The sequence below is a fragment of the Streptomyces sp. NPDC017676 genome (assembly GCF_044329325.1).
Lineage (GTDB): Bacteria > Actinomycetota > Actinomycetes > Streptomycetales > Streptomycetaceae > Streptomyces.
Window position 1 is genome coordinate 249,523 of the sequence record NZ_JBIRJA010000012.1, and the last position, 22,954, is coordinate 272,476.

Here is a 22,954-nt window from a genome sequence, read left to right on the forward strand (position 1 = left end):
TGGACAGATGACTTAAGTGGCATGAAGCTACTTCAAACTTCACGAATGCGTACAGTCTTGTCATGAAGGAGCCGGGGTGTTATGGGGTGCGCGCACGGCAGACCACGATGCGGGCCAGGCGCTTGACTCGCGCCGTCGGGCGTCGCACATTTGAGTCCGCATAGCGGAAACCATTTCTCGCAATACGGCAAGAATGTGCCATGAATACGGTAAGGACGGTGGATCCGTGATCCACGCGTCGGAACGGCTCGGCCGCATCGCCAGGGATTCCCGGGCGCCCATGAGGTCCGAGCCCTCACAGGACCCCTCATGAAATCTCCTTCGCGCGGTGTCCCGGCACCGGGTACGGAGGGCAGGGAGGGCCGTCCGTGGCGGGCGCCCCGGCACCGGTGGGGACATCGCTTCCGGCTCGGTCCCCCAGGTACCGGCAGGCCCCTTGTCAACGGGGCCCGAGCCCAGGTCGCCCTACCTCTCCTGCTGATCGCGGCGATCACCCTCGCGGCGTCCTTCGCCCCGCTCGCCGTTCACCTCTCACCCCTCCTGGTGGCCGCCCCCACCTTCACCGCGGCAGTCGCGCGGACCCCGTACACCGTCGTCATAGCGATCGTCGCCAGCGCGGCTGTGGTGGTCGCCGACTGGCACGACGGGCTGGTGCGTTCGCCTCTGCTGCCCCTTCACATCGGCGCCCTGCTGGCCGTCTCCGCCTCGGTGATCGTCGCTCGCGCCCTGCACGATCGTGACCTGAGAGAACTCACGCAGGTACGGGCCGTGTCCGAGGCGGCCCAACGGGTTCTGCTGCGGCCCCTCCCCCGCAGACTGGGCTCCTTGCGCATCGCGTCGGCGTACCGGGCGGCCACCGCGCACGCCCAGGTGGGCGGTGACCTGTACGCCGCCGCCCGCACCGGCCGGGCGACCCGCATCCTCGTAGGCGACGTCCGCGGCAAGGGTCTCCCCGCCCTGGAGGACGCCTCCGCCCTGCTCGGCGCGTTCCGCGAGGCGGCCCATCGGCACGCGACGCTCCCGGAGTTGGCGGCCGCCCTGGAGCGCAGCGTCCGCAGACACCTGGACGAGATGGCCGAGCTGGCGTCCGACAGCGCCGAGCGCTTCATCACAGCCCTGTTGGTCGAACTTCCCGACGCGGAGGAGACCGTCCGGATCGTCAGTTGCGGACATCCCCCGCCTCTGGTGAACCGAAGCGGCCCCGTGACCGCCCTGCCCGTGACCCGACCCGCTCCGCCGCTCGGCCTGGCCGGCAGCACGGCGGAGGAATTCCCCCTCGCCACCTTCGCGTTCTCGCCAGGGGACACGTTGTTGCTCTACACCGACGGGCTCATCGAGGCCCGCGACGCGACCGGGGGCTTCTACCCCGTCCTCGAACGCGCCGCCACCTGGGCGTGGCAGTGTCCGCACGACCTCCTGCAGGACATCAGCAAGGACCTGAGCGGTTATGCGGGCCCGCGCCTGCACGACGACCTCGCCATGGTGGCCGTACAGTCCCCCGCCCGCTCCCGCCACGTCCCGGCGAGCGTCACCGGACCCGCACCGGAGGCGACCGCATGACCAGCGACACCACCAGCGACGACGGCCCTCCGCCCCGGTGTCTGGCGTGCACATGGCCCCCCGACCCGGAAGGGCCCCCGCGTCGGGTCAGGAAGAACTCGGGCGGTCCGGATCCTCGCCGTCGGCCTCGAAGACCTTCGTCCATGTGGCCCCGCACCGGCAGCGCGAGTGCTCGATCAGTTCACCTTGTTCCGACACACTCAAGCCCTGGCTGAGCCGCACGTGCACATGATCACCCATGAGGGACTGCTCTCCTTGACGTCCGTAATCACCTCATCGTGATGGTTTGTCGCGCGGCATGGCAATGCCACGGCTCACACACTTCCCCGCGGTCGGGGACATGCGGCATCGGCCCCTTCGAGGTCAGCCCAGCCGTGGGGTGCCGGACCCCTCACGTACGGCGCGCGCCTGGCGGGCGAGGGCGAGCAGTCGGCCGTCGGTGGACCACAGCGCGCTGTTCTCGATGGCCCAGCCGCCGCCGGCGTGCTCGGTGCGGATACGGACCAGGGCCCAGTCCGAGGTGAGGCCGGCGTCCACGGCGTCGGTGAAGTGCACGGTCAGTTCGGCGGTCGGCACGGGCCTCGGCACGGTCCACAGGGCGAAGAGCGCGGGCGGAAGGGCGTCGGCGAGGACCACCAGTGACCGGGCGTCCAGCGGCCTGCGGTCGGCGAAGCGTATCCACGCCAGGAGTTCGGCGCGCTCTCCACCGCCGAGGGGCCGGGCCTCGGTGGCCGGCCGGATCTCCAGGTGAGAGGCGAACAGTGCCAGGTCAGCCGGGAGGGCGAAGGGCGGACAGTCCCCGGGGGGCGGTACGGCGGGCGCGGGCAGGTCGGTGTAGGCGGGGCCGCTGCCGCCCCGTCCGAACACCGCGGAACCCGTCAGGACAGGGACGCCGCCCTGGGACGCGGTGACGGCGGACATGGATGTGCGGCGCCCCTCGCGCAGGACCCGGGCCGCGAAGCGCAGTGGCTGCTGGTCCACCGGGGCCAGGAAGTGCGCGCCCACGGTGCGGACCGGAACCGGGTGACCGGTCCGTCCGGGGAGGCAGTCGCGCAGGGCGCCGAGCGTCAGGGCGGCCACGTATCCGCCGTGGGCGCCGGACCAGGACGTCCAGGAGCCGTCGATACGCACGGGGCCGTCGGTCGCGGGCCACACCTCGGGGGCAGGGCCCCTGGCGGTTCCGGTTTCCGGGGGGGTGCTGACGTGGCGTGGAGCTGAATCGGGCATGCCGACCCCTTGGGAGTAGGTAAGTTTGGTTTTGGACTCGTCTGCCGTGCCGCTCTGACGGGGCACGGGGAGCCGGACCGGTCACACGGGTGGGCGGCGGACGTCCTGACGATCCCGTTCCCGGGCGGAGCGGTCGGCCGGCCGCCCCGGGTGGGTGAGCGCGGTCCTCTCGGGTACTCGTCGGGGCATGATCAGGCGCGCGCTGTGGCAGGGCTCGGTCGCCGGTATCGCCGGTGGGGTCGTGATGACTCTCGGGGAGAAGGCCGAGCAGGCGCTCACCGGCCGGCCCGATTCCCATGTGCCCGCGCGCGTTCTCCAGCGCCTGACCGGCCTGCCGGAACGCTCCGGCACACAGCCGTTGCCGGTCAACTGGGCCATGCACTACGGCCAGGCCGCCGCGCTCGGCGTGCTGCGCTCGGTCATGGCACAGGCGGGTCTGCGCGGACCGCTCGCCTCCGCCAAGTTCGCCGTCGTGCGTCTCACGAACGACCAGATCCTGGAGAACGCCACCGGGGTGGGCGCTCCGCCCGCCACCTGGCCCCGCGCTGAACTCGTGCTCGACGTCCTGCACAAGACCGTCTACGCCTTCGTCACCGGAGCCGTCGCGGACCGGCTCGCGGCCGGCGACGGTCCCGGTCCGGGCCGACGGCACGCCGCCCTGCGCCCCGGCCGCCACGCCGACGTCGGGCCCCTGCGCCGGGGGAGCTCCTACGGGCGATGAGAACGGCCGTCCGTCCCGGGGTGGCACCCGGCGGCGGACCGATGCCCCGTCGTGCGTGTGGTGAGGTCCTCCTCGGTGATGGGGCGGACCACCCGGCACGGCGTTCCGACCGCGACGGTCATCGGGGGGATGTCGCGGCTGACGACGCTGCCCGCGCCGATGACCGAGCCGTATCCGATGCGGACACCCGGCAGGACCACCGCGTTGCTGCCGATCCAGACCTTGTCCTCGATCACGATCGGCTCCGAGAACCGGCCGAAGTCGGCGCGTCGCGAGGGGTGCACCGGGTGTCCCGTCGTGGTCAGTGTGACGCTGGGCGCGATCATGACGCCGTCGCCGATGCGGATGTCCACGTCGTCGACGAAGGTGAGGTTCACGTTCCCGAAGAAGTCGTCGCCTATGTGGACGTTGCTGCCGAAGCCGGCGTGGAACGGCGGCAGCAGCACCGTGCGTTCACCGACCGAGCCGAAGATCGCGACGAGCAGCGCACGGCGCTTCTCGGCTTGGCTCGGTGGCGTGTGGTTGTACTCGAAGATCTCCTCCGTGCGGCGCCGAGGGGCCTGGAAGGCCGCTTCCGACTCCGTGTAGACCAGCCCCCTGGCGATCCGGTCCAGCACTTCTTCCTCGTGAGCCTGCGTCACCGCGGAACGCTCCCCTCGTCCGACCCCTCGGGCACCGGCCCGACGCCACCATGGCCGGCCGTGCACGTCCAGAGCCTACGCGCGCGTCGACCGTGCGACCGCGGTGTTCTCGCTTCATGTTCGGCGGCGGCGAGTGCGGGGCGCAGTGCTCGCCCAGACAGTGGGACGAGCGGGTGTGCTGCCACGCCGGGTCTGCCGTGATCGCGTACGTCTCCCCCGGTCAGCGCGTCGCCGACGGGTCAATCCGGTGGGTGTGAGGCGGACCACACCCTCAGGTCTTCCGTCGCGAACGACTGGAAGCGTAGGTTCCGGTTACCCCGCGACGGCGCCTTCGCAGGCGCTGGTCCGCCACTCCCGGGGCGGCGGACCAGCGGGGGCCAAATCCGCGCACGAGACCGCGTGTCACGCCGTCACGGGCCGTACCAGCGTGTTGTCACTGGTCCGGCCCGCGAAGTAGTCCTCGACGTTGGCCACCGTGGTCTCGGCGATCTGGCCGACGGCGTCCTTGGTGAAGTACGCCTGGTGCGAGGTGACCAGCACGTTGCTGAAGGTCATCAGCCGCGCGAGGCGTTCGTCGGTCATGACCTCCAGCGACTTGTCCAGGAAGAACACGCCGGCCTCCTCCTCGTACACGTCGAGCCCGACGCCGCTCAGCCGCCCCGCCCGCAGGGCTTCCAGGAGGGCGTCGGTGTCCACGAGACCGCCCCGGCTGGAGTTGATCAGGAGGGCGTCGTCCTTCATCAGCGCCAGGGCCTCGGCGCCGACGAGGTGGTGGGTGTCGGGCAGCAGGGGCACGTGCAGGCTGACCAGGTCCGCCTCGGCGAACAGCCGCCTCTGCGGCACGTACTCCATGCCGAGGGCCAGGCAGTCGGGCTGCTCGGCGATGTCCCAGCCGAGCAGCCGCATGCCGAAGCCGTGGGCGATCCGTGCGAACGCGGTGCCGATCTTCCCGGTGCCCACCACCCCGGCCGTGCGGCCCCGCAGGTCCCGGCCCATGAGCCCGTCGAGCCGGAAGTCGAACTCCCGGGTGCGCTGCACGGCCCGGACGATCCGGCGGTCGACCGCGAGCGCGAGGGTCCAGGCGAACTCGGCCACCGAGTACGGCGAGTAGTACGAGACCCGGGCCACCGACAGGCCGCGTTCCCGGGCGGTACCGAGGTCGATGTTGTTGTAGCCGGTGGACCGCTGGGCGATCATCCTGGTGCCGCCCTCGGCCAGGGCACGCAGCACCTCGGCGTCCAGGGTGTCGTTGACGCCGCTGATCACCACCTCGTGGCCGAGCGCGGTCGGCACGGTGTCCCGGTCCAGGAAGAGCCCCAGACACCGCAGCTCGTGACGGTCGGCGAAGGCCTTGTCGAACGCCTCTCGCAGCAGGGGCTCCTCGTCGGCGAGGACGCCGTACGCGATGATCTCCACCTGGTCCTCTCCCGTAGCTTCGGGTGATCTCGTGGCCACCGTAGGTCGCGACTGCGACGGGGCAGGGGGCCGATGGGACCGTCCAGCCGGGCCATCGGCCTCGGGGCGACCATGGTGGACGGGAGTGACCGGCGGTGCTCAGCCCAGCCGGCCGGGGGTGAACGTGACGGGCAGCCGCGCCGGACCGCGGAGTCCGCCGGGGCGCCAGATGAGCTCCGCCGGCGGCACGGCCAGGGCCAGGTCCGGCAGGCGGCGCAGGACCGTTCCGATGGCGACCTGGCCCTCCAGCCGGGCCAGCGGCGCGCCCAGGCAGTAGTGGATGCCGTGCCCGAAGGCCAGGTGAGCGTTGTCCCGGCGGGTGATGTCCAGCCGGTCGGGCTCCGGGAACCGTGCCGGGTCGCGGTCGGCGATCGCGGACGCGATGAGCACGGTCGCGCCGCGCGGGACGGTCACGCCGGCGATCTCGACGTCCTCGCGTGCGAAGCGGGCGATGCCGGGGCTGACCGGGCCGTCGTAGCGCAGGAACTCCTCGATGGCGTCCGGCAGCAGTTCCGGGCGCTCCCGCAGGAGGGTGAGCTGGCCGGGGTGGGCGAGCAGCGCGGCGATGCCGCCGGCGATCAGGTTGACCGTCGTGATGTAGCCCGCCACCAGCAGCAGGAACGTCATGGCGATCAGCTCGTCGTGGCTCAGCCGCTGCTCCTGGTCGTGGGCGTCGATCAGCGCGCTGAGAAGGTCGTCCCCCGGCCGGGCACGCTTGGCTTCGAGGTGTTTCGTCACGTAGGCGCGCATCTGGTGCCACGCCTCGTCGACCACGGCCGGGTCGGGCATCCTCTCCCCGCGTACCAGCATGGCGTCGGTCCACCGCTGGAAGTCGTACCTGTCGTCCACCGGTACGCCCAGCAGCTCGCTGATGACGGTGACCGGCAGCGGCAGGGCGAAGTCCGTCACGAGTTCCGCCCGGCCGGTGGGGACGACCGCGTCGAGGAGCCGGTCGGTGATCTCCTGAATGCGGGGCCGCAGCCCGGCGACCCGGCGTGCCGTGAACGCCTTCGACACCAGGCGGCGCAGCCGGGTGTGGTCGGGCGGGTCGGAGCGCAGCATGGTGCTCACCATCGACTCCCGCTCGAACTCGGGCAGCTGTTCGACGAGGCGGGGATCCGAGGCGTCACGGACGTCGCTGCTCAGCCTCGGGTCGGACAGGGCGGCGAGTCCGTCCTCGTAGCGGGTGACCAGCCAGGCGTCCAGGCCGCCGGCGATGATCGCGCGGCGGACGGGGCCTTCCTCGCGGAGCCGTCGGTAGAGGGGGAAGGGATCCGCCACGAAGGCCGGGTCGGCGTAAGGGAGAAGGGCTGGCTGCTGGCTCATCGTGCCTCCCGGAACAGGCAGCGACCGTATGTACGTGTTTGTCACTGTCCAGGGGTGTATACCCGGATTCCCCGGCCGGATGGCACGGCCTGCCCCGTGCGGCGGGCCCCGCCGCCTGCCCGTGCGGTGGGACCAGGACACACCGGGACCGCCGTCGCCACCACGATCGGGCTCACGCTGATGTGCGCGGAGCGGTTCCCTCCGGAGCCTGGCCGAGTGCCTCCCACTCCGGGTCGGGCAGGGCGAGGAGCCGTGCGATGTGGGCCGGAGGGGGCAGTGGGCCGTGGTCTCCTGTCACCCGCAGCGCCGACACCGCCGTGATGTGTCCCAGTCGGAGCGCCTGCGCCGTCGTGAGGCTCCGCAGCAGGCCCGCGAGGAAGCCCGCGGCGAAGGCGTCACCCGCGCCCACGGGTTCGACCACCGCCGTCCGCAGCGCCGGCACGGTGTGGACGCCGTGGTCGGTGACGGCGGTGGCGGCGCGGGCTCCGTCCTTGACCACGAGGACGCGGGGATGCGGCAGCAGGTGCCGTACGCCGGTGACCGTCAGGTCCTCCCCCCACAGGCCCTGCGCCTCGTCGAGGCCGACGAAGACGATGTCGGCCCGGTCGGCCAGCCGGCGCAGCACGGTCGCCGCTGTGCCGTCGGGCCACAGGGCGGGGCGGTGGTTGACGTCGAAGCTGACCGCGTGGGAGCGCGCGTCCGCGGGACTGGCCAGGGCCTTCGTGACCAGTTCCCGGCAGGAGGGCGACAGGGCCGGGGTGATGCCGGTGAAGTGCAGCAGGGCCGCCGAGCGCACGGGCTCTTCGGCCAGCAGTTCCGGGCCGAGCGCGGAAGCCGCCGAACCGGTTCTGTAGTAGTGCACACGTGTGCCGGTGGAGCCCGGGCTCTTCACCAGGAGACCGGTGGGGTGCCGGGGGTCGGTGCGGACGTGCGAGACGTCCACCCCCGCGGCGGACACCGTGGCGCGGACTCGTCCGCCCAAGGGGTCGTCCCCCAGCGCCGACAGCCAGGCGACCGGGACGCCGTGGTCGGCCAGGTACATGGCCACGTTGGACTCGGCGCCCGCCACCGACAGGCTCAACCGCCCGGCCCGCTCCAGTGGTTCCGGCGGATCGGGCACCAGGGCCGCCATCGTCTCGCCGACGCACACCACGCGCCCGGCGGCGGGGCGCCACGGCTGTCCCGTCAGGGCTTCCGTCGCGGCACCGGTCATGCGGGTCCCCTCCCGGAGGCTCCGCCCCCGGCCACCGCCGGTGTCGCCGGGACGGCGGAGGCGGTCGGTCGATAGGGCGCGGCCGGGCTGCCCGGCACCTCGACCCGGACGCTGAACACGGCGCCGTCGTGGGGCCCGGGCGGGTTCAGGCCCAGCCGAGCGGTGGTGATGTGCAGGACGTCTCCTTCGAGGCACACGCCGGCCGGCCGGCTCGCGGGCAGCCGCAGGGTGCGGTCCAGCGTGCCGTCGGGAAGGTGACGGCGTACCGTTCCGCTGCCCCAGACGGCGATCCACACGGCGCCCTCCGCGTCGATCGCCATCCCGTCGGGGCTGCCGTCGTCCACGGTGACGAACACCTCGGGGCTGCCGAGCCGGGCGGTCACGGGGTCGACCGGATAGCGGCGGACGACGCCCCGGGCGCTGTCGGCCAGGTACATCGAGCGGCCGTCCGGGGTGAACACCGGGCCGTTGGGCACGGTGATGCCGTCCAGGACGCGTTCGACCCTGCCGTCGTGATCGACGCGGTAGAGGGCACCGGCGTCGTCGTCGGCGTCGTAGCCCATGCTGCCCACCCAGAACCGGCCCGAGGGGTCGGCCACGGCGTCGTTCATGCGCGTGCGCGGCGCGGAGCCGTCCTCCGGGCGGGCCAGCCAGTGGGTGGCACCGTCGGGGCGCAGGAGGCAGACGCCGGTTCCCGCGGCCGCGATCCAGGTGCCCGGGTGACCGGCCACCGGGGCGACGGCCCCCAGCGGCACCGGGAGGTGCGCGACCGTCCGCAGCGGGGCCGCGGGGTCGTCGGGGGCCGCGAGGAGGCGACCGGCGAGGAGGTCCACGAGGACGATCCCGGTGCCGGTCCAGCGGATGCCCTCACCGAGTTCGAGGCGGTCGGGGCGGGTGGGGCGGGGCTCCTCGGTCACGGCGCCACCTCTCGTACGACGGTGCGGAAGGCGCGGGCGCGGGTCCTGAGCGCGTCGAGGCTGCCGCCGTCGGCGGCGTCGCCGACGAGCGGGGAACCGACGCCGACGGCGGCCGCGCCCGCGGCGAGGCAGGCGCGGGCGGCGGCCTCGTCGACTCCGCCCACGGGGACGAACGCGGTGTCGGGGAACGGGCCGCGCAGGGCCTTCAGATACGCCGCTCCCCCGGCCTGGGCGATCGGGAAGATCTTCAGCGCCGCCGCGCCCATGCCCCGGGCGGCGATCACGTCGGTCGGGGTGAACACCCCGGCGAGCACCGGCAGGCCCAGGTCGTGTGCCGCGGGTACGGCTTCGCCCAGGCCGGGTGTGACCACGAAGGCCGCCCCCGCGCGGTGGGCGGCACGCGCGTCGTCGGCGGTCAGGACGGTGCCGACGCCCAACGGGCGGTCGGGGCCGAGGAGTTCCCGGGCGCGCGCGATGACGGTGAGGGCGTCCGTGCCGGTGAGCGACACCTCGACGAGGTCGATGTCCTCCTCGGCCAGGGTCAGTACGGTGCGCAGCGCGGCGTCGGCGTCGCGTCCACGGACGATGGCCAGCAGACGGTGGGCCGCGAGGGCGGCGGGCAGATCCACGAACCGGTTCTCCTTGCTGGGGGTTCAGGGGCAGCGGCAGGCGGTGGTGAGCGTCAGTCGCCAGTGCGCCTCGCCCGAGGCGGGCACCTCGGCGGCGTCCCCGGGGCCGGCGTCGGCGAGGTCGAAGACACGGCCGAGCATCGGCTCGACGCCCGTGCTGCGGTAGGGGTTCGCCTCGGGGAAGCCGCCGAGGTTGCGCCACAGGGCGATCGACACGGGTTGCTCGACTGCGAAGCCCCCGCCGGCCGGTGGAGCGGTCACGGGGTGTCCGGTGACCTGCACGCTCAAGGACAGCCGGTCGCGGCCGTCGTGCACGCAGCACAGGTGTGTGTCCACCACGGCTCCCACCGCTGTGCCGTCGTCCGGGCCGAGCCGGTCGAGGGCCAGCCCGCGCGGGGTGGGCCAGGCGCCCTCGACCCAGGGCGCGCCGTCGGGCCACGGCTCCGTCAGCAGGGGGGCGGCCTCGGGGAACAGGCGGGTGGTCGCGCCGCCGGTCATGTGGAGGGTGGCGTGCGCGGAGAGGTCGAGCAGGGCGTGGGCCGCCCACACGAAGCGGAAGCCCGGTTCGGCGGTCAGCGTGTAGTCGGCCCGGGCTCCGTCGGGCGTGGCGCGGAGGGTGCGGGTCAGGGTGAAGGAGTCGCAGTGGACGCGTTCGGTGTCGCCGTCCCGGGTCCACGGGCGGGACCAGGCGTCGCCGTGGTCGGGGCGGCCGCGGACGGTGGGCACGCACTCCTCCAGTCCCCCGGCGTCGACGAACGCGTCACCGGGGGCGGCCGTGTCCCGCTGCGGTGCGGGGCGGTGCCAGAGCCATTCGCGGCCGTCCGCGCGCAGCGAGGTCCAACGGCCGCCGTGGGCGGGGTCGGTGACGACGTCGAGCACGCGGGTCACCATTCCGCGAAGGAGCCGTCGGGGTGCCGCCACACGGGGTTGCGCCAGGCGTGCCCGCTGCGGTCCGCCGCGCGTACGGCCGCCTCGTCGAGGGTGATGCCGAGGCCGGGGGCGTCGTTGCGGCGGGCGTGACCGGCGACGAACCGGAACGGTTCGGGGTCGGCGAGGTAGGAGAGGAGGTCGGCGTCCTTGTTGTAGTGGATGCCGCGGCTCTGCTCCTGGATGAGGAAGTTCGGGGTGGCGAAGGCGATCTGGAGGCTGGCGGCGAGGGCGATGGGGCCGAGGGGGCAGTGCGGGGCGAGCTGGGCGCCGAAGGTGTCGGCGAGTGCGGCGATGCGGTGCACCTCGGAGATGCCGCCCGCGTGGGACAGGTCGGGCTGAGCGACGGCGATCCCGGCGGTGAGCACGGGCAGGAACTCGCCGCGGGAGTAGAGGCGTTCACCGGTGGCCAGCGGCACCGGGCCGGCGGTGACCAGGCCGGGCAGCAGGTGGTTGTGCTCGGGGAGGACCGGCTCCTCCACGAACAGCGGGTGCAGGGGGGCGAGTTCGGCGAGGGCGCGGCGGGCGCTCGCGGCGGTGAAGCGGCCGTGGAAGTCGACGGCGACGTCCCGGTCGGGGCCGAGCACCTCGCGGGCCGCCGCCACCCGGGCGACGACGGCCGCCGTCTCGGCCGGGGTGGTGAGCGGCGAGGTGGCCCCGGCGGCGTTCATCTTCACCGCCGTGAAGCCGGCCTCCACCTGGGCCGCTATCTGGTCGGTGAGCTCGGCGGGCTCGTCGCCGCCGACCCAGGCGTAGACCCGGACGCGTTCGCGCACGGGTCCGCCGAGGAGCGCGTGCACGGGGGCGCCGTAGGTCTTGCCGGCGATGTCCCACAGGGCCTGGTCGAGGCCGGCGACCGCGCTGGAGAGCACGGGGCCGCCGCGGTAGAAGCCGCCCTTGGTGAGCACCTGCCAGTGGTCCTCGATGCGCAGCGGGTCCTTCCCGAGGAGCTGTTCGGCGAGGACGTCCACGGCGGCGCGGACCACCTCGGCGCGCCCCTCCACGACGGGTTCGCCCCAGCCGACCACGCCGTCGTCGGTCTCGATCCGGCAGAACAGCCAGCGCGGCGGTACCAGGAACGTCTCAATGCGGGCGATCTTCACTTGCCGCCGGTGCCTTTCGTGTCGTCGGGGCCGTCGATCCGGTCCAGGTCGCGCCCGGCCTGTTCGAGCAGGGCGTGCATGGCGGCCTCGGCGGCCCGCGGGTCCTGGTCGCGTACGGCGTCCAGGACGGCGCGGTGGGCGGGGACCGGGTCCTCGCTGTGCGGGGAGCTGTGGACCAGGCGGTCGCGGTGGGCGAGGCCGGACTCGATCACCATCTCCATTCGTTCCAGCAGTTCGTTGTGGGTGGCGGCGAGCAGGGCGCGGTGGAAGGCGAGGTCGGCCTCGACGGCGTGGGCGGGGTCGGTGTCGTGCTCCCCCATCGCCGTGAGGGCGGCGTCCAGGGCCGCGAGATCGTCGTCGGTACGGCGCTCGGCGGCGAGGCGGACGGCGGCCGGTTCGATGATGGCCCGCACCTCGGCGAGGTTGCGCAGCAGCGCCCGGTCGGCCCCGTCGGCGCCGCCGCCCTCGAACTGCCAGCGCAGGACGTCGGCGTCGAGGAGGTTCCAGTCGGCGCGGGCCCGGACGAAGGTGCCGCGCTTCTGCCGGGCGTCGACCATGCCCTTGGCGGCCAGTACCTTCAGGGACTCGCGCAGGGCGGTGAGGCTGACGTCCAGTTCGCTCTGCAGCGCCACCAGGTCGAGCGTGGCCCCCTCGGGGATCTCGCCGCCCAGGATGCGGCGGGCCAGCGCCTCCACCGTCTGGCCGTGCACGCCGCGGCGGGCGTAGGGCGTCATGTCGTACAGCCTTTCTCTCGGGATGCGCACAGGTCGGGCTGGTTCGGATGCGCACGTGTCGGACGAGTATGGCCGGATGCGCACGGGCCGCGTGTGCGGACGGCGGCGGTCATGCGGACGCCTTGATGACGCTCCAGCCGCCGTCGACGACGAGGTGCGCGCCGGTGATGAAGGAGGCCTCGTCGGCGCCGAGGAAGGCGATGGCCGCGGCGACCTCCTCGGGGGTGCCGAAGCGGCGGACCGCGGTCGCGGCGACGCTCAGCGCGCGTTCCTCGGGCGGCACCCGGTCCCAGGCCGCGGTCAGCACCGGTCCCGGAAGGACGGCGTTGACGCGCACCTCGGGCCCGTACTCGACGGCGAGTTGGCCGCACAGGGAGAGCAGCGCGCCCTTGGAGGCGGCGTAGGCGGGATGACCGGGGATGCCGGCGTGGGCGTGCACGGAGGACGTGAGCACGACCGCTCCCCGGCGGGAGCGCAGGTCGGGCAGGACCGCCCGGAAGCCGAGGAAGGCGGCGGTGACGTTGACGGAGAGCTGCCGCTGCCAGGAGGCGAGGGTCATCTCGTGGGCGGGGGTCACGTCGACCGTGTAGGCGTTGCTGACCAGCACGTCGACGGGCCCGTAGGTGTGGGCGGCGGAGACGATCCGCTGCCAGTCCTGCTCGGCCGAGACGTCGGCGGGCACGAAGCGGGCCCGGCCGCCGTCCTCGGTGATGCGTGCGGCCACGGCCTCGCCGCGTTCCTCGGCGATGTCGGCCAGGACCACGGCGGCGCCCTCCTGGGCGAGGCGTTCGGCGGTGGCGGCCCCGATGCCGGAGGCGGCTCCGGTGATCACGGCCGTGCGGCCGGTGAAGCGGGCGCCGTGCCGTCGTGCGGGATCCATGGGGCGGGGCTCCTTGTCGTCTGGGTGGCTTCCGGCGGGGGTGCGGCTACTGCCGTGTCAGTACCACCAGGTCGGCGTCATGGTCGGCGGTCCACGCGCAGGGCAGCCCGTAGTGCAGCAGATGGGCGCCGCTGTACGTGGTCGCGGTGGCGGCGTCCCGGTAGACCGCCGTGGGGTCCAGGCCGCGCAGCCGCAGCCGGGCGGGGCGGCCCGGCACGAGCGGGGCGCCGTCGAGCGGGCCGGTGCTGAAGGCGGCGACGACGGTACGGCGCCCGTCGGGGGCGTCGTACTGCACTCCGCAGGTGGCGTCCCCGGGCGAGCCGAGCAGCCGGGCCTCGCCGTGGTGGACGACGTCCCGCACCTCCTTGTACCGGGCGATCCACCCGGCCGCCTCGGCGCGCTGCCCGGGCGTCCAGGCCCGCAGGTCGGCGCCGATGCCGAGGACGCCGCACATGGCGGTGACGAACCGGAAGGCGAGGCTGCGCGGGCGGGGGTCGAAGACGCCGGGGGCGTCGGTGACCCAGGAGCTCATCAGGTGCGGGGCGTGGGCGTGCAGGAAGCCGTACTGGACGCGGAGCCGGTCCAGGGGCGCGGTGTTGTCGCTGGGCCAGACGACGTCGGTGCGCGCGAGGGTGGCGTGGTCGATCCGGCCGCCGCCGCCCGCGCACCCCTCGACGGTGACGTGGGGGTGCGCGGTGCGCAGGTGGTCCAGGACGCGGAGGTAGCCGTGGACGTGCTCGGCGTCGAGGTCGAGCCGGTCCGCGGGACCTGCGCCCGGCCGGCCGCGCTCGGTCGGCGGGCGGTTCATGTCCCACTTCAGGTAGCCGATGGCGTGGCCGGTGAGCAGCCGGTCCAGGGTGGCGAGGACGAAGTCCTGCACATCGGTGCGGCCGAGGTCGAGCAGGAGCTGGTTGCGGACGCGGCGGGCCGGGCGGCCGTCGATCCGGTACACCCACTCCGGGTGTTCGGCGTGCAGGCGGCTGCCGGGGCTGACGGCCTCGGGTTCGATCCACAGCCCGAAGTCCAGCCCGAGGGCGCGGACGTCGTCGACGAACCGGTCGAAGCCGTGCGGGAAGGCCGCCGGGTCGGGGTACCAGTCGCCCAGCCCCCCGGTGTCGTCGGAGCGGCCGGTGAACCAGCCGTCGTCCACCACGAACAGCTCCGCGCCGAGGTCCGCCGCCGCTTTCGCCAGCTCCAGCTGGCTCTCGGCGTCGACGTCGAAGCCGGTGGCCTCCCAGGAGTTGTACAGGACCTTGCGGGGGCGGTGCAGGCGCTCGCCGGCGAGCCGGCGCTCGTAGTGGTGCCAGACGCGGGAGAGTCCGTCGAGTCCGTCCGGGCTGAAGGCGCAGGCGAGGCGGGGCGTGGTCAGGGTGTCGCCGGGTGCCAGGCGCACCGCGCCCTCGTGCGGCACGCGTCCGGCGCGGACGCGTACGGCGCCGCCGGGCTCGGCCTGTGCGGTGATGTGCCAGTTGCCGGGCCATTCCAGGGCGATGCCGTAGGCGGGGGCGGGTGCCTCGTGGGGTGCCGTCGCGTCCTGCACGGCGAGCCAGGGGGCGTACGCGTGACCGGGCACGCCCTGGGTGCTGCCCATCGTGAACGTGCCCCGGGCCAGGTCGAGTCGCGTGTGCTGGAACTCCTGGGACCACTGGCCGGTCAGGTACGTCAGCCGGGCGGCGGCGGTGACCGGGATGTTCACGGCGGCGGAGTCCAGCCGCTCCAGCCGCAGTTCCTCCTCGCCCGTGCAGGTCAGTTCGGTCCAGCGGTGCAGGACGTCGGTGCCCGGCACGGTGGCGTAGCACAGGGTGGTGCGCAGGCCGAGGAGGTCGTCGGTGAAGGTGAGCCGGAGCGTTCCGGGCTCCTCGCGGGCGTCCTGGAAGCTCCACCACACTCCGCGGTCGGAGCCGGGCCGGGCGGCGACGAGGTCGGCGCCGGTGAACGGGCGCAGTCCGTGCGGCAGGTACTCCGCGGGGGCGGCGTCCGCCGGGGTGATGAAGTGGGTGCGGTGGGACCAGTCCAGTGCCGACGGCCCGTCCTCGACGCCGTGCGGTCCCCAGGCGTGGAGTTCCGCCCAGGGGCCGTCCGGGGAGAGCCGGACGGTGTAGCTGGTGTGCTCGGTGCGCAGCGTCCAGCGCTGGTGCGGGGTCACTTCACTGCTCCGAGGTTGAGGCCGGCCACGAAGTGGCGCTGGAAGCGGAGGAAGACGGCCACGGTGGGCGCGGCGGCGATGACGGATCCGGCGGCGATCACGTTCCACATGGACACGTACTGGCCCTGGAGGCCGATGAGCGCGGCGGTGATCGGCATCCTGCTGTCGCTGCGCAGGACGGTGATCGCCCACAGCAGGTCGTTGAAGATCCACGTGAAGGACAGCGCGCTGAGCGCGGCGAGCGCGGGCCGGGTGAGCGGGAGGATGACGCGCCAGAAGATCTGCCAGGGCCCGGCGCCGTCGACGACGGCGGCCTGCTGGATCTCGGCGGGGATCGCGCGCATGAAGCCGTGCAGGACGAACACGTAGAAGCCGACGCCGAAGCCGATCTGTACGCCGATCAGGGCGGGCAGGGTGTCGTAGATGCCCATCATCTCGCTGAGCTTGGAGACCGGGATGAGCAGGATCTGCGGGGGCAGCAGGTTGCCGCCGAGCATGAGCAGCAGCAGGGAGCGGCGGAAGGGCATCGCGTAGCGGCTGAGGGCGAACGCCGCCATGGCGGCCAGGGCGAGGGTCACCAGGACGCAGGGGACGGTGACGATCAGGCTGTTGATCAGGGCGCGCTGCTGGCCGCCGTCGACCCAGGCCTGCCGGAAGTTGTCCAGGGTGAGGGAGCGGGGCCAACTGCCCAGGCCGTGCACGGCGATGTCGTTGAAGGACCGCAGGCTGGTGACCACGACCAGGAGGATGGGCAGCAGCCACAGGACGGCCAGGGCTCCGGCGCCGAGGTGGAAGCCGGCGGTGGCGGCCCGTCGGCGGCGCAGCGCACGGGCCGACGTGTGGGTCTCCGCGGCGGACATCAGTCGGCCTCCCGGAAGGCCCGGACCAGGTAGGAGGCGATGACTCCGAAGGCCAGCAGGAAGATGACGACGGCCAGGGCGGAGCCGTATCCGAGGCGGAGGGACTGGAAGGCGGTGGAGTACATGTAGGTGCTCAGCAGTTCGGAGGAGTGGTAGGGGCCGCCGCGGGTCAGCGACCAGACCACGTCGAAGGAGCGCAGCGAGTCGATGATGATGACGGACACCACGACGGCGTTGACGCCGCGGAGCTGAGGCAGCGTCACATGTCGGAAGCGCTGCCACCGGCCGGCGCCGTCCACCTTGGCCGCCTCGTACAGGGCCGGGTCGATGCCCTTGAGACCGGCGAGGTAGAGGACCATCACATAGCCGATCTGCCGCCACAGGGCGGGCACGATCACGGCGTACAGGGCGGTGTCCTGGTCGGCGAGCCAGGCGTGCCGCAGGCTGTCCAGGCCGACGGACTCCAGGAGGCGGTTGAGGACGCCGTCGGGCTGGTAGATGGCCTGCCAGACCAGGGCCGTGGCCACCAGGGAGAACACGACGGGCAGGAACAGGGCCGCGCGGTAGAAGCCGATGCCCCGGCGTTCCTGCTGGAGCAGCAGGGCGGCGGCCAGGCCCAGTACGGCGGACAGGCCGCCGAAGAGGAGCAGCCACAGGACGGTGTGGCCGGCTGCGCTGCGGAAGACGTCGTCGCCCGCCATCTCGCGGAAGTTGCCGAGGCCGACGAACTTCGGCGCGGAGACGCCGTCCCAGCTGGTCAGGGCGAGGTAGAAGCCTTGCAGCGCGGGCCAGAAGACCCAGACGGCCTCGGCGAGCAGGGGGACGAGGACGAAGGCGAGGACCAGCGGCGGTGTGCGGCGGGGGCCCCGGTCCCGGCGCCCCCGGGGCGGCGCCGGGACCGGGGACTCGCGGTGCGGGGCGGTCAGGACGGCCATGTCAGGCTTTCCAGATCTTCTCGGCGTCGCGCTGCCAGTCCCGGAGGATGCCCGCGATGTCCTTCGGCCTGGCGATGAACTTCGTGAGCGCGGTGTCGGCGGTGGGCTGGAGGGCGTCGCTGGAGTCGCGGTTGAAGAACTGGGTCAGCTCGGCCGCCTGCTCGATGTGCTCGCGGCCCTTCTTCACCAGCGCCGTGCCCGCGTCCTTCGCGTCGGGGTTGCAGGGCAGGACGGTTCCGGACGAGCCCTTGACGTAGATCTCCTGCGCCTCGGCGGTGGCGAGGTACTTCATCAGGTCGGCGACCTGGTCGCCGCGTCCGGTGCGGGCGCTGGCGAAGTAGCCGTCGGTCGGGGCCTCTTCGGCGAGCGGGACCTTGGGGTCGATGACGGGGAAGCGGAAGAAGTCGATGTCGTCGAGGGCCTTTTTGGGGGTGGCGTCGGCGAAGAAGGTGCCGATGAGCATCATGCCGGTGCGGCCGTTGAGCAGGGCGGTGCCGGCGTCCTGGAAGGCCAGGGCGGTGCCGTCGGGGTCGAAGTACGGCAGCACCTCCTGCCAGCGGTCGAAGACCTTGCGCACCTCGGGGTCGTCGAAGCGGTGCTTGCCCGCGAGGAGTTGACGGTGGTAGTCGGCGCCGTTGACGCGGATGTCGAGGTAGTCGAACCAGGCCGAGGCGACCCAGGGGGTGTTGCCGCCCGCGCCGAGTCCGATCGGCGCCACGCCCTTGGACTTGAGCTTGTCGCACAGGTCGAGGAACTCGTCCCAGGAGGAGGGCGCGCTCACGCCCCACTTGGCGAAGTTCGACTTCCGGTAGAACATGCCCCACCAGTAGTAGGTGGTCGGGACGAAGACCTTCTTGCCGGAGCTCGCGGTGCACAGGCTGTGCAGCGCCTTGGAGTACCGCTTGAGGTCGGGCGACGTGTTCCAGACGTCGTCGAGGTCGAGGAGCAGCTTCTTCCTGGCGTAGGCGTCCGCCACGGAGCCGGGGTACCAGGTGTAGACGTCCGGCGGGTTGGCCGAGGTCAGGTAGGTCGGCAGCTGGGTGCGGAAGGTCTCCGCGGCCACGGTGTTCAGGCTGGCGCGGCCCTCGCCCTTCTTGGCGTAGGCGGCGACGAGGTCCTCCATCGCGGCCTTGGCCTGCGGTGCGGACAGGTTGGACTGGAGGGTCACCGGGCCCTTGGAGGAGGTCTTCGCGGAGGAGGTCGAGGTGACGCAGCCGCTGAGCAGTGCGGTCGCTCCGGCGGCTCCGAGTCCGGCGAGGAAGCGCCGGCGGCCGGGCAGGTGGTTCGTCATGGAGGCTCCCTGTGGATGCGCGCGACGGGGCCGGCCCCTGGGGGCGGCCGGGCCCCGTTCACGGCGGATCCAGAGTCGCGTGGCGATCCCGCCACGTCAATATTAATTACTAATTTATTTGAACTGGGTTCTGTGGACGTAGCCGTCGACACCGCGGAACACCGCGTCGACCGAGCCGTCCGGGCCGGCGACCGCACCGAGCGAGCCGTCGAAGGCCGCGCTGGGGAACTCCTGGCGCTTGGTCCAGCCCCGCCACGCGCCGCCCTCGTACCGCTGCTGCCACAGGGTGCAGTCACCCGCCCTCGCGTACAGCACCACGGCGTCCCCCACGGTGACGAGCGTCGGGCTGCCGCTCACCGTGCCGCCGAGCGAACTCCACGCCGACCACTGTCCCGACCCGTCCCGCGAGCTGGTCCAGATGTCGTCCGCGGCGGCCCGTACGGCGACGTGGACGCGCCCGTCCGCGTCGACGGCCGCGGACGGCCTGCCGTACACCGGCCGGCCTCCGGGGACGCCGAGTGACGACCAGCCGGACGAGGGGCCGCGCTGCACGACGCTCCCGTCGCCGCCGCGCGCGACGAGGATCCAGTGCGCGGGATCGGTGAAGGCCACGGTCGGCGCGTCGGTCAGCCGCCCGCCCAGGTCCTGCCAGTCACCCCAGCGCCCGCCGGAGAAGACCCTGCGGTAGGCGCGGTCGTCGGTTCCGCGGACGAAGACGTCGATACGGCCGCCGGCGGAGGCGTAGGCGGCGGGCTGGCCGAGGATCCGTCCGCCGGCCGGGCCCGCGAGGTCCCTGGTCCGCGCCGGACCCGTGCCGTCCGCCGTGTGCTGGACGAGCGTTCCGCCCGGTCCGCGGAAGAAGGTGGTCAGCGTGTCGCCGTCGCGCACCACGGCCGGGCTCGCCGAGGCCTTCCGTCCGAGGCTGGTGCCGGGCAGCGCGTCCTGACCGGTGAGCCTGAGGAAGGCGGTGCCGTGGGCCGGGACCTCGACGGTGTACGACCCGGTGTGCGTGCCGCGGTCGGCTCGTGCGCGCAGGTCGCGCACCTTGACGGACCCGCCGAGGGCGGCGTCGGCGAAGCGCACGGTGCGCTCGGCCGGCTGGTCGGAGCGGTTGAGCAGGACGACCGCGCGCTCGCCGTGTCCAACCAGGACCTTGCTGTAGACGTCGCCGACGGAGTCCGTGGCGACCCGGACCCCCTGGATGCCGAGCGGGTCCTGGTCGACGGCGACGATCTCCGGGTTGCGGAGCGTCTCGATCATCGACGGCGTCAGGGTGCGCGGATCGGAACCGAGGACGAGCGGGGAGGCCATCTCGGCCCACATCACGAACTGGGTGGTGGACTCCTCCTGCGTCAGCTCCAGGGAGCCGTCGGCCATGCGGCGCATGGGGATGAGGTAGTCCGGGTCGTTGTAGTGACCGGGTCCCTGGGCCTCCGGGTGCCAGGCGTTGGCGTCCATGTTGCGCAGGACGTTGGGCCACTGCCCCGGACTCGGGGTGCCCCAGGCGATGTCGGTGCCGGTGCGCCAGGAGTCCGCGATCGTCGGGGCGTAGGCGTAGGTGTTGTGCGCGTCCTGCTCGGGCGTGTGCGGCAGGCCCCAGTCGTCGGTGAGCGGGTTGCACAGGTTCAGCAGCATCTTCCGGCCCGACTTGGCGACGGCGTCGCCGAACTCCTTGAACGCGGGCCCGGGATCGAGCTTCTCACCGATGCCGCACAGGAAGTCGACCTTGATCGCGTCGATCTTCCAGTCGGCGAACTGCCGCGCGTCCTCGGCGTAGTGACCGCGGCTGCCGAGCCCGCAGCTCTTGCCGCCGTCGTAGGTACCGGCGTCGGTGTAGATGCCGGCCCGCAGGCCACGCTGGTGGAGGTAGGTGACGAGGGCCGGGATGCCGGACGGGAAGCGGTCCGGGTTGGCCACCAGCCGGCCCTGCGCGTCACGGGGATTGTCGGCCTGCCAGCCGCCGTCGAGCCAGACGATGTCGTAGCCGCTGTCGCGCAGACCGCTGCCGACCAGCTTGTCGGCGACCGCGCGCACCTCGGTCTCGGTGGGGGCGCCGAGTCCGTAGTACGTGTTCCAGCCCATGTAGGGCGTCGGGGCGAGTCCGCTGTCGTAGAAGTCGGGCGCCCCCTGGTCCACCGCGGGGTCCGCCGTGGCCGGGGGGACGGCGGCCGCGGTGAGGACGACCGTGATCGCCGCGGCGAGGACCAGCTTGGTGGCCCGTTGGCGCGGGGGGCTGTGCGTGGGCGACTGGGAAGTCACGTGCCTCTCCCGGGGGTTGGGAAGCGGGAAGGTGTGAGCCGGGCGGGTCCCTGGGGGAGGCCGACGTCACGGCGAAGACTGTGGCCCGTGGCCGAAACCCTGTCAATATTAATTACTAATTTAGGAGCAACGGGAGCGGATACAGGCCCTGCCCCTCGCCCATGGACGGGGCCGGGGAGCAGGGCCGTGCCGCATCGCGTCAGGCCGCGCCGCGGGGAAGGCCGTGGGGGAGGTCGAGGGAGCGCCGTTCCTCCACGACGCGGTACCCCGCGCTCGTGTACAGGTTCATGGCCACCTCGTTGCCGCCCCACACGGTGAACATCAGCATCGAGTCACCGGCGGCGAGCGCGACCCGTTCGCCGGCCGCCATCGCGGCCCGCCCGTACCCCTTGCCGCGGTGGCGCTCCTGGACGTGCAGCGAGTAGCCGTACGTCACCCCCGGCAGATGCCCGTGCTTCAACCAGCCGGTGCCGATCGGCTCGCCCGCCGCTTCGAGCACCAGGACGCTGTTGTCGGGCGTCTCCAGCCCCTGGGGCAGCAGTTCCTCGAAGTCCCGGTCGGCCTTGCGTGCGGCCTCCTCCTCGGCCATGGCCCCCGACCGGACGATGCCGGCGACGTAGGCGGCCGTCTCGGAGGCGTACCAGGCCGGGTACTCGGCCGGGGTCATCGGCCGCGCGGTGACGCCGTCGAGCGGCTCGGGCGGCGAGCCGATGCGCCGCGCCCTGAGCTGGCCCCGGAGGCCGTAACCGGCGAACAGGTCACCGGCCGGCCCGGTGAGCCGTATGCCGAGCCGGCGCGCGCCCCGCTCCGCGCACCACGCCTCGGCCCAGTCCCGGGCGGCCTGTTCGTACCCTCGGCCGGTGTGGGGCGGGTCGACGCGGAGGTCACGGATGCTCCCCGCGAGAACGCCGTTGTCGTCGGCCACGTCCACAGCGACGGGGCCGACCCGGCTCCCGGCGTCCGTGATCTCGGCGACGGTCCAGTCGCCGACGCGGGCGCGAATGTCCGCCACCAGGCGCTCGGCCGCGGCCACGCTGAACCCGGCCGCCGTGTAGGGGGCGTGCAGGCGCAGCTCGAAGTCCTTCTGCCAAGTGCTGTGGTCGTCAAGGATGTTGAAGTTCGTCACTTGATCACCTTAGGGTGGCCCGCACCCGAAGCTCCCCCAGGCGCCGGCAGGGCACCCACCACCGACGACGGATCACGTCAGCCCCGGGCGGAGCGCGGAGACCGGGCCGGGGAGACTGGATGCCATGACGGACAGGCACGGTGCCCCCGTGGGCGGCTCCGGCGGCGGCCCGCTGCCGACGCGAGCCCTGACACGGGAGTCCGCGCGTGCGCTGCGGCTCGTGGCTGCCGGACAGTGGTGCCCCGCCCACGAGGACGCCGGGGCGGCGGTGGCCGTCCCGGACCGTCTCACCGCTCCGCTTCCGGTCCGGCGGGCCGCGGCGGCGCGGACCCGGGCCATGGACCGGGACCGCCGGCTCCAGCGCGTCCTGCGTACCGTCCTGCACCACCTGGACGCGGGCGCCGTCAGCCCGCCGGCCGCCGCTCTGCCGGCGGCCGGCGCGCGGGCGCTGATGCCCTGGCACGGCGTCCCGAATCCGCCGGCCGCGGCGGCGGCCCCGAGACACGGGGCCGGGCCGGGGGCGTCGGACGACCTGGCACGCACGCCGACCGAGGCGGGTGAGGCCGTGCTCCCCGGTCTTGTCACGGTGTTCAGCGCCGTGGCCGCGCCGAGCCCGCCGGGAGCCGGCCCGCTCACACCGCCGGCCGAGCCCTGGCAGATCCGGTACGAGGGCCGGTTCCGGCGCCACGGCCACCCCGCTCCCGGTGTGTGGACGGCCCGGACCGTCCACTGCCCGGGATGCGGGGGTACGACCGGGCCGTGGACGGTGACCTGCGACTGGTCCCTGATCTCGCTGGGCTGCCCGTGCGGGACCGTGATCCGCGCCCACGGCCTGGCCCTCTCCGAGGTCCGGCTGGTGCTGCCGGACGTGTGAGCGGGCGCCGGCGACGGCCCGGCCTTCTCCGACGTCCGGCTGGTGCTGCCGGACGTGTGAGCGGGCGCCGACGACGGCCCGGCCTTCTCCGACGTCCGGCTGGTGCTGCCGGACGTGTGAGCGGGCGCCG

General features: G+C 73.2%; 20 protein-coding genes. 3 read left to right on the top strand and 17 right to left on the bottom strand.

Annotated features, from left to right (window positions below; all coding sequences use genetic code 11):
• The first annotated feature begins 543 nt into the window (after positions 1 to 543).
• On the top strand, positions 544 to 1,560 hold the full coding sequence (locus tag ACH4LD_RS26670) for a PP2C family protein-serine/threonine phosphatase (protein ID WP_398056862.1): 1,017 nt from the start codon (positions 544 to 546) through the stop codon (positions 1,558 to 1,560).
• A 363-nt stretch (positions 1,561 to 1,923) separates the two neighbouring features.
• Here the strand turns inward: ACH4LD_RS26670 and ACH4LD_RS26675 are convergent, their stop codons facing one another.
• A complete protein-coding gene (locus ACH4LD_RS26675) occupies positions 1,924 to 2,691 on the bottom strand; it encodes an acyl-CoA thioesterase (RefSeq protein ID WP_398056658.1) in 768 nt (255 codons plus the stop codon).
• Between the two features lie 283 nt (positions 2,692 to 2,974).
• Between ACH4LD_RS26675 and ACH4LD_RS26680 the strand changes: the two genes are divergently transcribed.
• Positions 2,975 to 3,508: a hypothetical protein gene (locus ACH4LD_RS26680; protein ID WP_398056657.1), complete on the top strand. Its 534-nt coding sequence runs from the start codon at positions 2,975 to 2,977 to the stop codon at positions 3,506 to 3,508.
• Here ACH4LD_RS26680 and ACH4LD_RS26685 read toward each other — a convergent pair.
• From ACH4LD_RS26685 to ACH4LD_RS26760, 16 genes are all read right to left on the bottom strand, one after another.
• The gene (locus ACH4LD_RS26685) at positions 3,496 to 4,149 is read right to left on the bottom strand and encodes a sugar O-acetyltransferase (RefSeq protein ID WP_398056656.1); all 654 of its coding nucleotides are present in this window, start codon (positions 4,147 to 4,149) and stop codon (positions 3,496 to 3,498) included. The two genes, ACH4LD_RS26680 and ACH4LD_RS26685, sit on opposite strands and share 13 nt — an antisense overlap.
• Positions 4,150 to 4,551: 402 nt before the next feature.
• The gene (locus ACH4LD_RS26690) at positions 4,552 to 5,565 is read right to left on the bottom strand and encodes a 2-hydroxyacid dehydrogenase (protein ID WP_398056655.1); all 1,014 of its coding nucleotides are present in this window, start codon (positions 5,563 to 5,565) and stop codon (positions 4,552 to 4,554) included.
• Between the two features lie 138 nt (positions 5,566 to 5,703).
• Complete coding sequence (locus ACH4LD_RS26695; RefSeq protein WP_398056654.1) at positions 5,704 to 6,930, bottom strand: cytochrome P450; 1,227 nt, start codon at positions 6,928 to 6,930, stop codon at positions 5,704 to 5,706.
• A 172-nt stretch (positions 6,931 to 7,102) separates the two neighbouring features.
• The gene (locus tag ACH4LD_RS26700) at positions 7,103 to 8,143 is read right to left on the bottom strand and encodes a sugar kinase (RefSeq protein WP_398056653.1); all 1,041 of its coding nucleotides are present in this window, start codon (positions 8,141 to 8,143) and stop codon (positions 7,103 to 7,105) included.
• Positions 8,140 to 9,060, bottom strand: a complete 921-nt coding sequence (locus ACH4LD_RS26705; protein WP_398056652.1) for an SMP-30/gluconolactonase/LRE family protein — start codon at positions 9,058 to 9,060, stop codon at positions 8,140 to 8,142. The genes ACH4LD_RS26700 and ACH4LD_RS26705 overlap by 4 nt, the downstream gene beginning before the upstream one ends.
• The gene (locus ACH4LD_RS26710) at positions 9,057 to 9,689 is read right to left on the bottom strand and encodes a bifunctional 4-hydroxy-2-oxoglutarate aldolase/2-dehydro-3-deoxy-phosphogluconate aldolase (RefSeq protein ID WP_398056651.1); all 633 of its coding nucleotides are present in this window, start codon (positions 9,687 to 9,689) and stop codon (positions 9,057 to 9,059) included. Before ACH4LD_RS26710 ends, ACH4LD_RS26705 begins: the two co-directional genes overlap by 4 nt.
• A gap of 24 nt (positions 9,690 to 9,713) precedes the next feature.
• Positions 9,714 to 10,568 (bottom strand): hypothetical protein, encoded by an 855-nt coding sequence (locus ACH4LD_RS26715; protein WP_398056650.1) that lies wholly within the window; start codon positions 10,566 to 10,568, stop codon positions 9,714 to 9,716.
• A gap of 5 nt (positions 10,569 to 10,573) precedes the next feature.
• Positions 10,574 to 11,719: a galactonate dehydratase gene (dgoD, locus tag ACH4LD_RS26720; protein ID WP_398056649.1), complete on the bottom strand. Its 1,146-nt coding sequence runs from the start codon at positions 11,717 to 11,719 to the stop codon at positions 10,574 to 10,576.
• Positions 11,716 to 12,453 carry a FadR/GntR family transcriptional regulator gene (locus ACH4LD_RS26725; RefSeq protein ID WP_398056648.1) on the bottom strand — a complete coding sequence of 246 codons (738 nt, stop codon included), beginning with the start codon at positions 12,451 to 12,453 and terminating at the stop codon, positions 11,716 to 11,718. The genes dgoD and ACH4LD_RS26725 overlap by 4 nt, the downstream gene beginning before the upstream one ends.
• A 109-nt stretch (positions 12,454 to 12,562) precedes the next feature.
• Positions 12,563 to 13,333, bottom strand: a complete 771-nt coding sequence (locus tag ACH4LD_RS26730) for an SDR family NAD(P)-dependent oxidoreductase (RefSeq protein WP_398056647.1) — start codon at positions 13,331 to 13,333, stop codon at positions 12,563 to 12,565.
• Positions 13,334 to 13,379: 46 nt separating this feature from the next.
• The gene (locus ACH4LD_RS26735; RefSeq protein WP_398056646.1) at positions 13,380 to 15,479 is read right to left on the bottom strand and encodes an alpha-galactosidase; all 2,100 of its coding nucleotides are present in this window, start codon (positions 15,477 to 15,479) and stop codon (positions 13,380 to 13,382) included.
• On the bottom strand, positions 15,476 to 16,339 hold the full coding sequence (locus ACH4LD_RS26740) for a carbohydrate ABC transporter permease (RefSeq protein ID WP_398056645.1): 864 nt from the start codon (positions 16,337 to 16,339) through the stop codon (positions 15,476 to 15,478). Before ACH4LD_RS26740 ends, ACH4LD_RS26735 begins: the two co-directional genes overlap by 4 nt.
• Complete coding sequence (locus tag ACH4LD_RS26745; protein ID WP_398056644.1) at positions 16,339 to 17,274, bottom strand: carbohydrate ABC transporter permease; 936 nt, start codon at positions 17,272 to 17,274, stop codon at positions 16,339 to 16,341. The genes ACH4LD_RS26740 and ACH4LD_RS26745 overlap by 1 nt, the downstream gene beginning before the upstream one ends.
• A gap of 1 nt (position 17,275) precedes the next feature.
• Entirely contained in the window at positions 17,276 to 18,565 is a 1,290-nt protein-coding gene (locus ACH4LD_RS26750; protein ID WP_398056643.1) for an ABC transporter substrate-binding protein, read from the bottom strand.
• A gap of 114 nt (positions 18,566 to 18,679) precedes the next feature.
• Positions 18,680 to 20,824 (bottom strand): glycoside hydrolase family 27 protein, encoded by a 2,145-nt coding sequence (locus ACH4LD_RS26755; protein ID WP_398056642.1) that lies wholly within the window; start codon positions 20,822 to 20,824, stop codon positions 18,680 to 18,682.
• A 199-nt stretch (positions 20,825 to 21,023) separates the two neighbouring features.
• Positions 21,024 to 21,950, bottom strand: coding sequence for a GNAT family N-acetyltransferase (locus ACH4LD_RS26760; RefSeq protein ID WP_398106192.1), 927 nt, complete (start codon positions 21,948 to 21,950; stop codon positions 21,024 to 21,026).
• 124 nt (positions 21,951 to 22,074) lie between these two features.
• Here ACH4LD_RS26760 and ACH4LD_RS26765 point away from each other — a divergent pair, with 124 nt between their 5' ends.
• A complete protein-coding gene (locus ACH4LD_RS26765) occupies positions 22,075 to 22,824 on the top strand; it encodes a hypothetical protein (RefSeq protein WP_398056640.1) in 750 nt (249 codons plus the stop codon).
• The last annotated feature ends 130 nt before the right edge of the window (positions 22,825 to 22,954 follow it).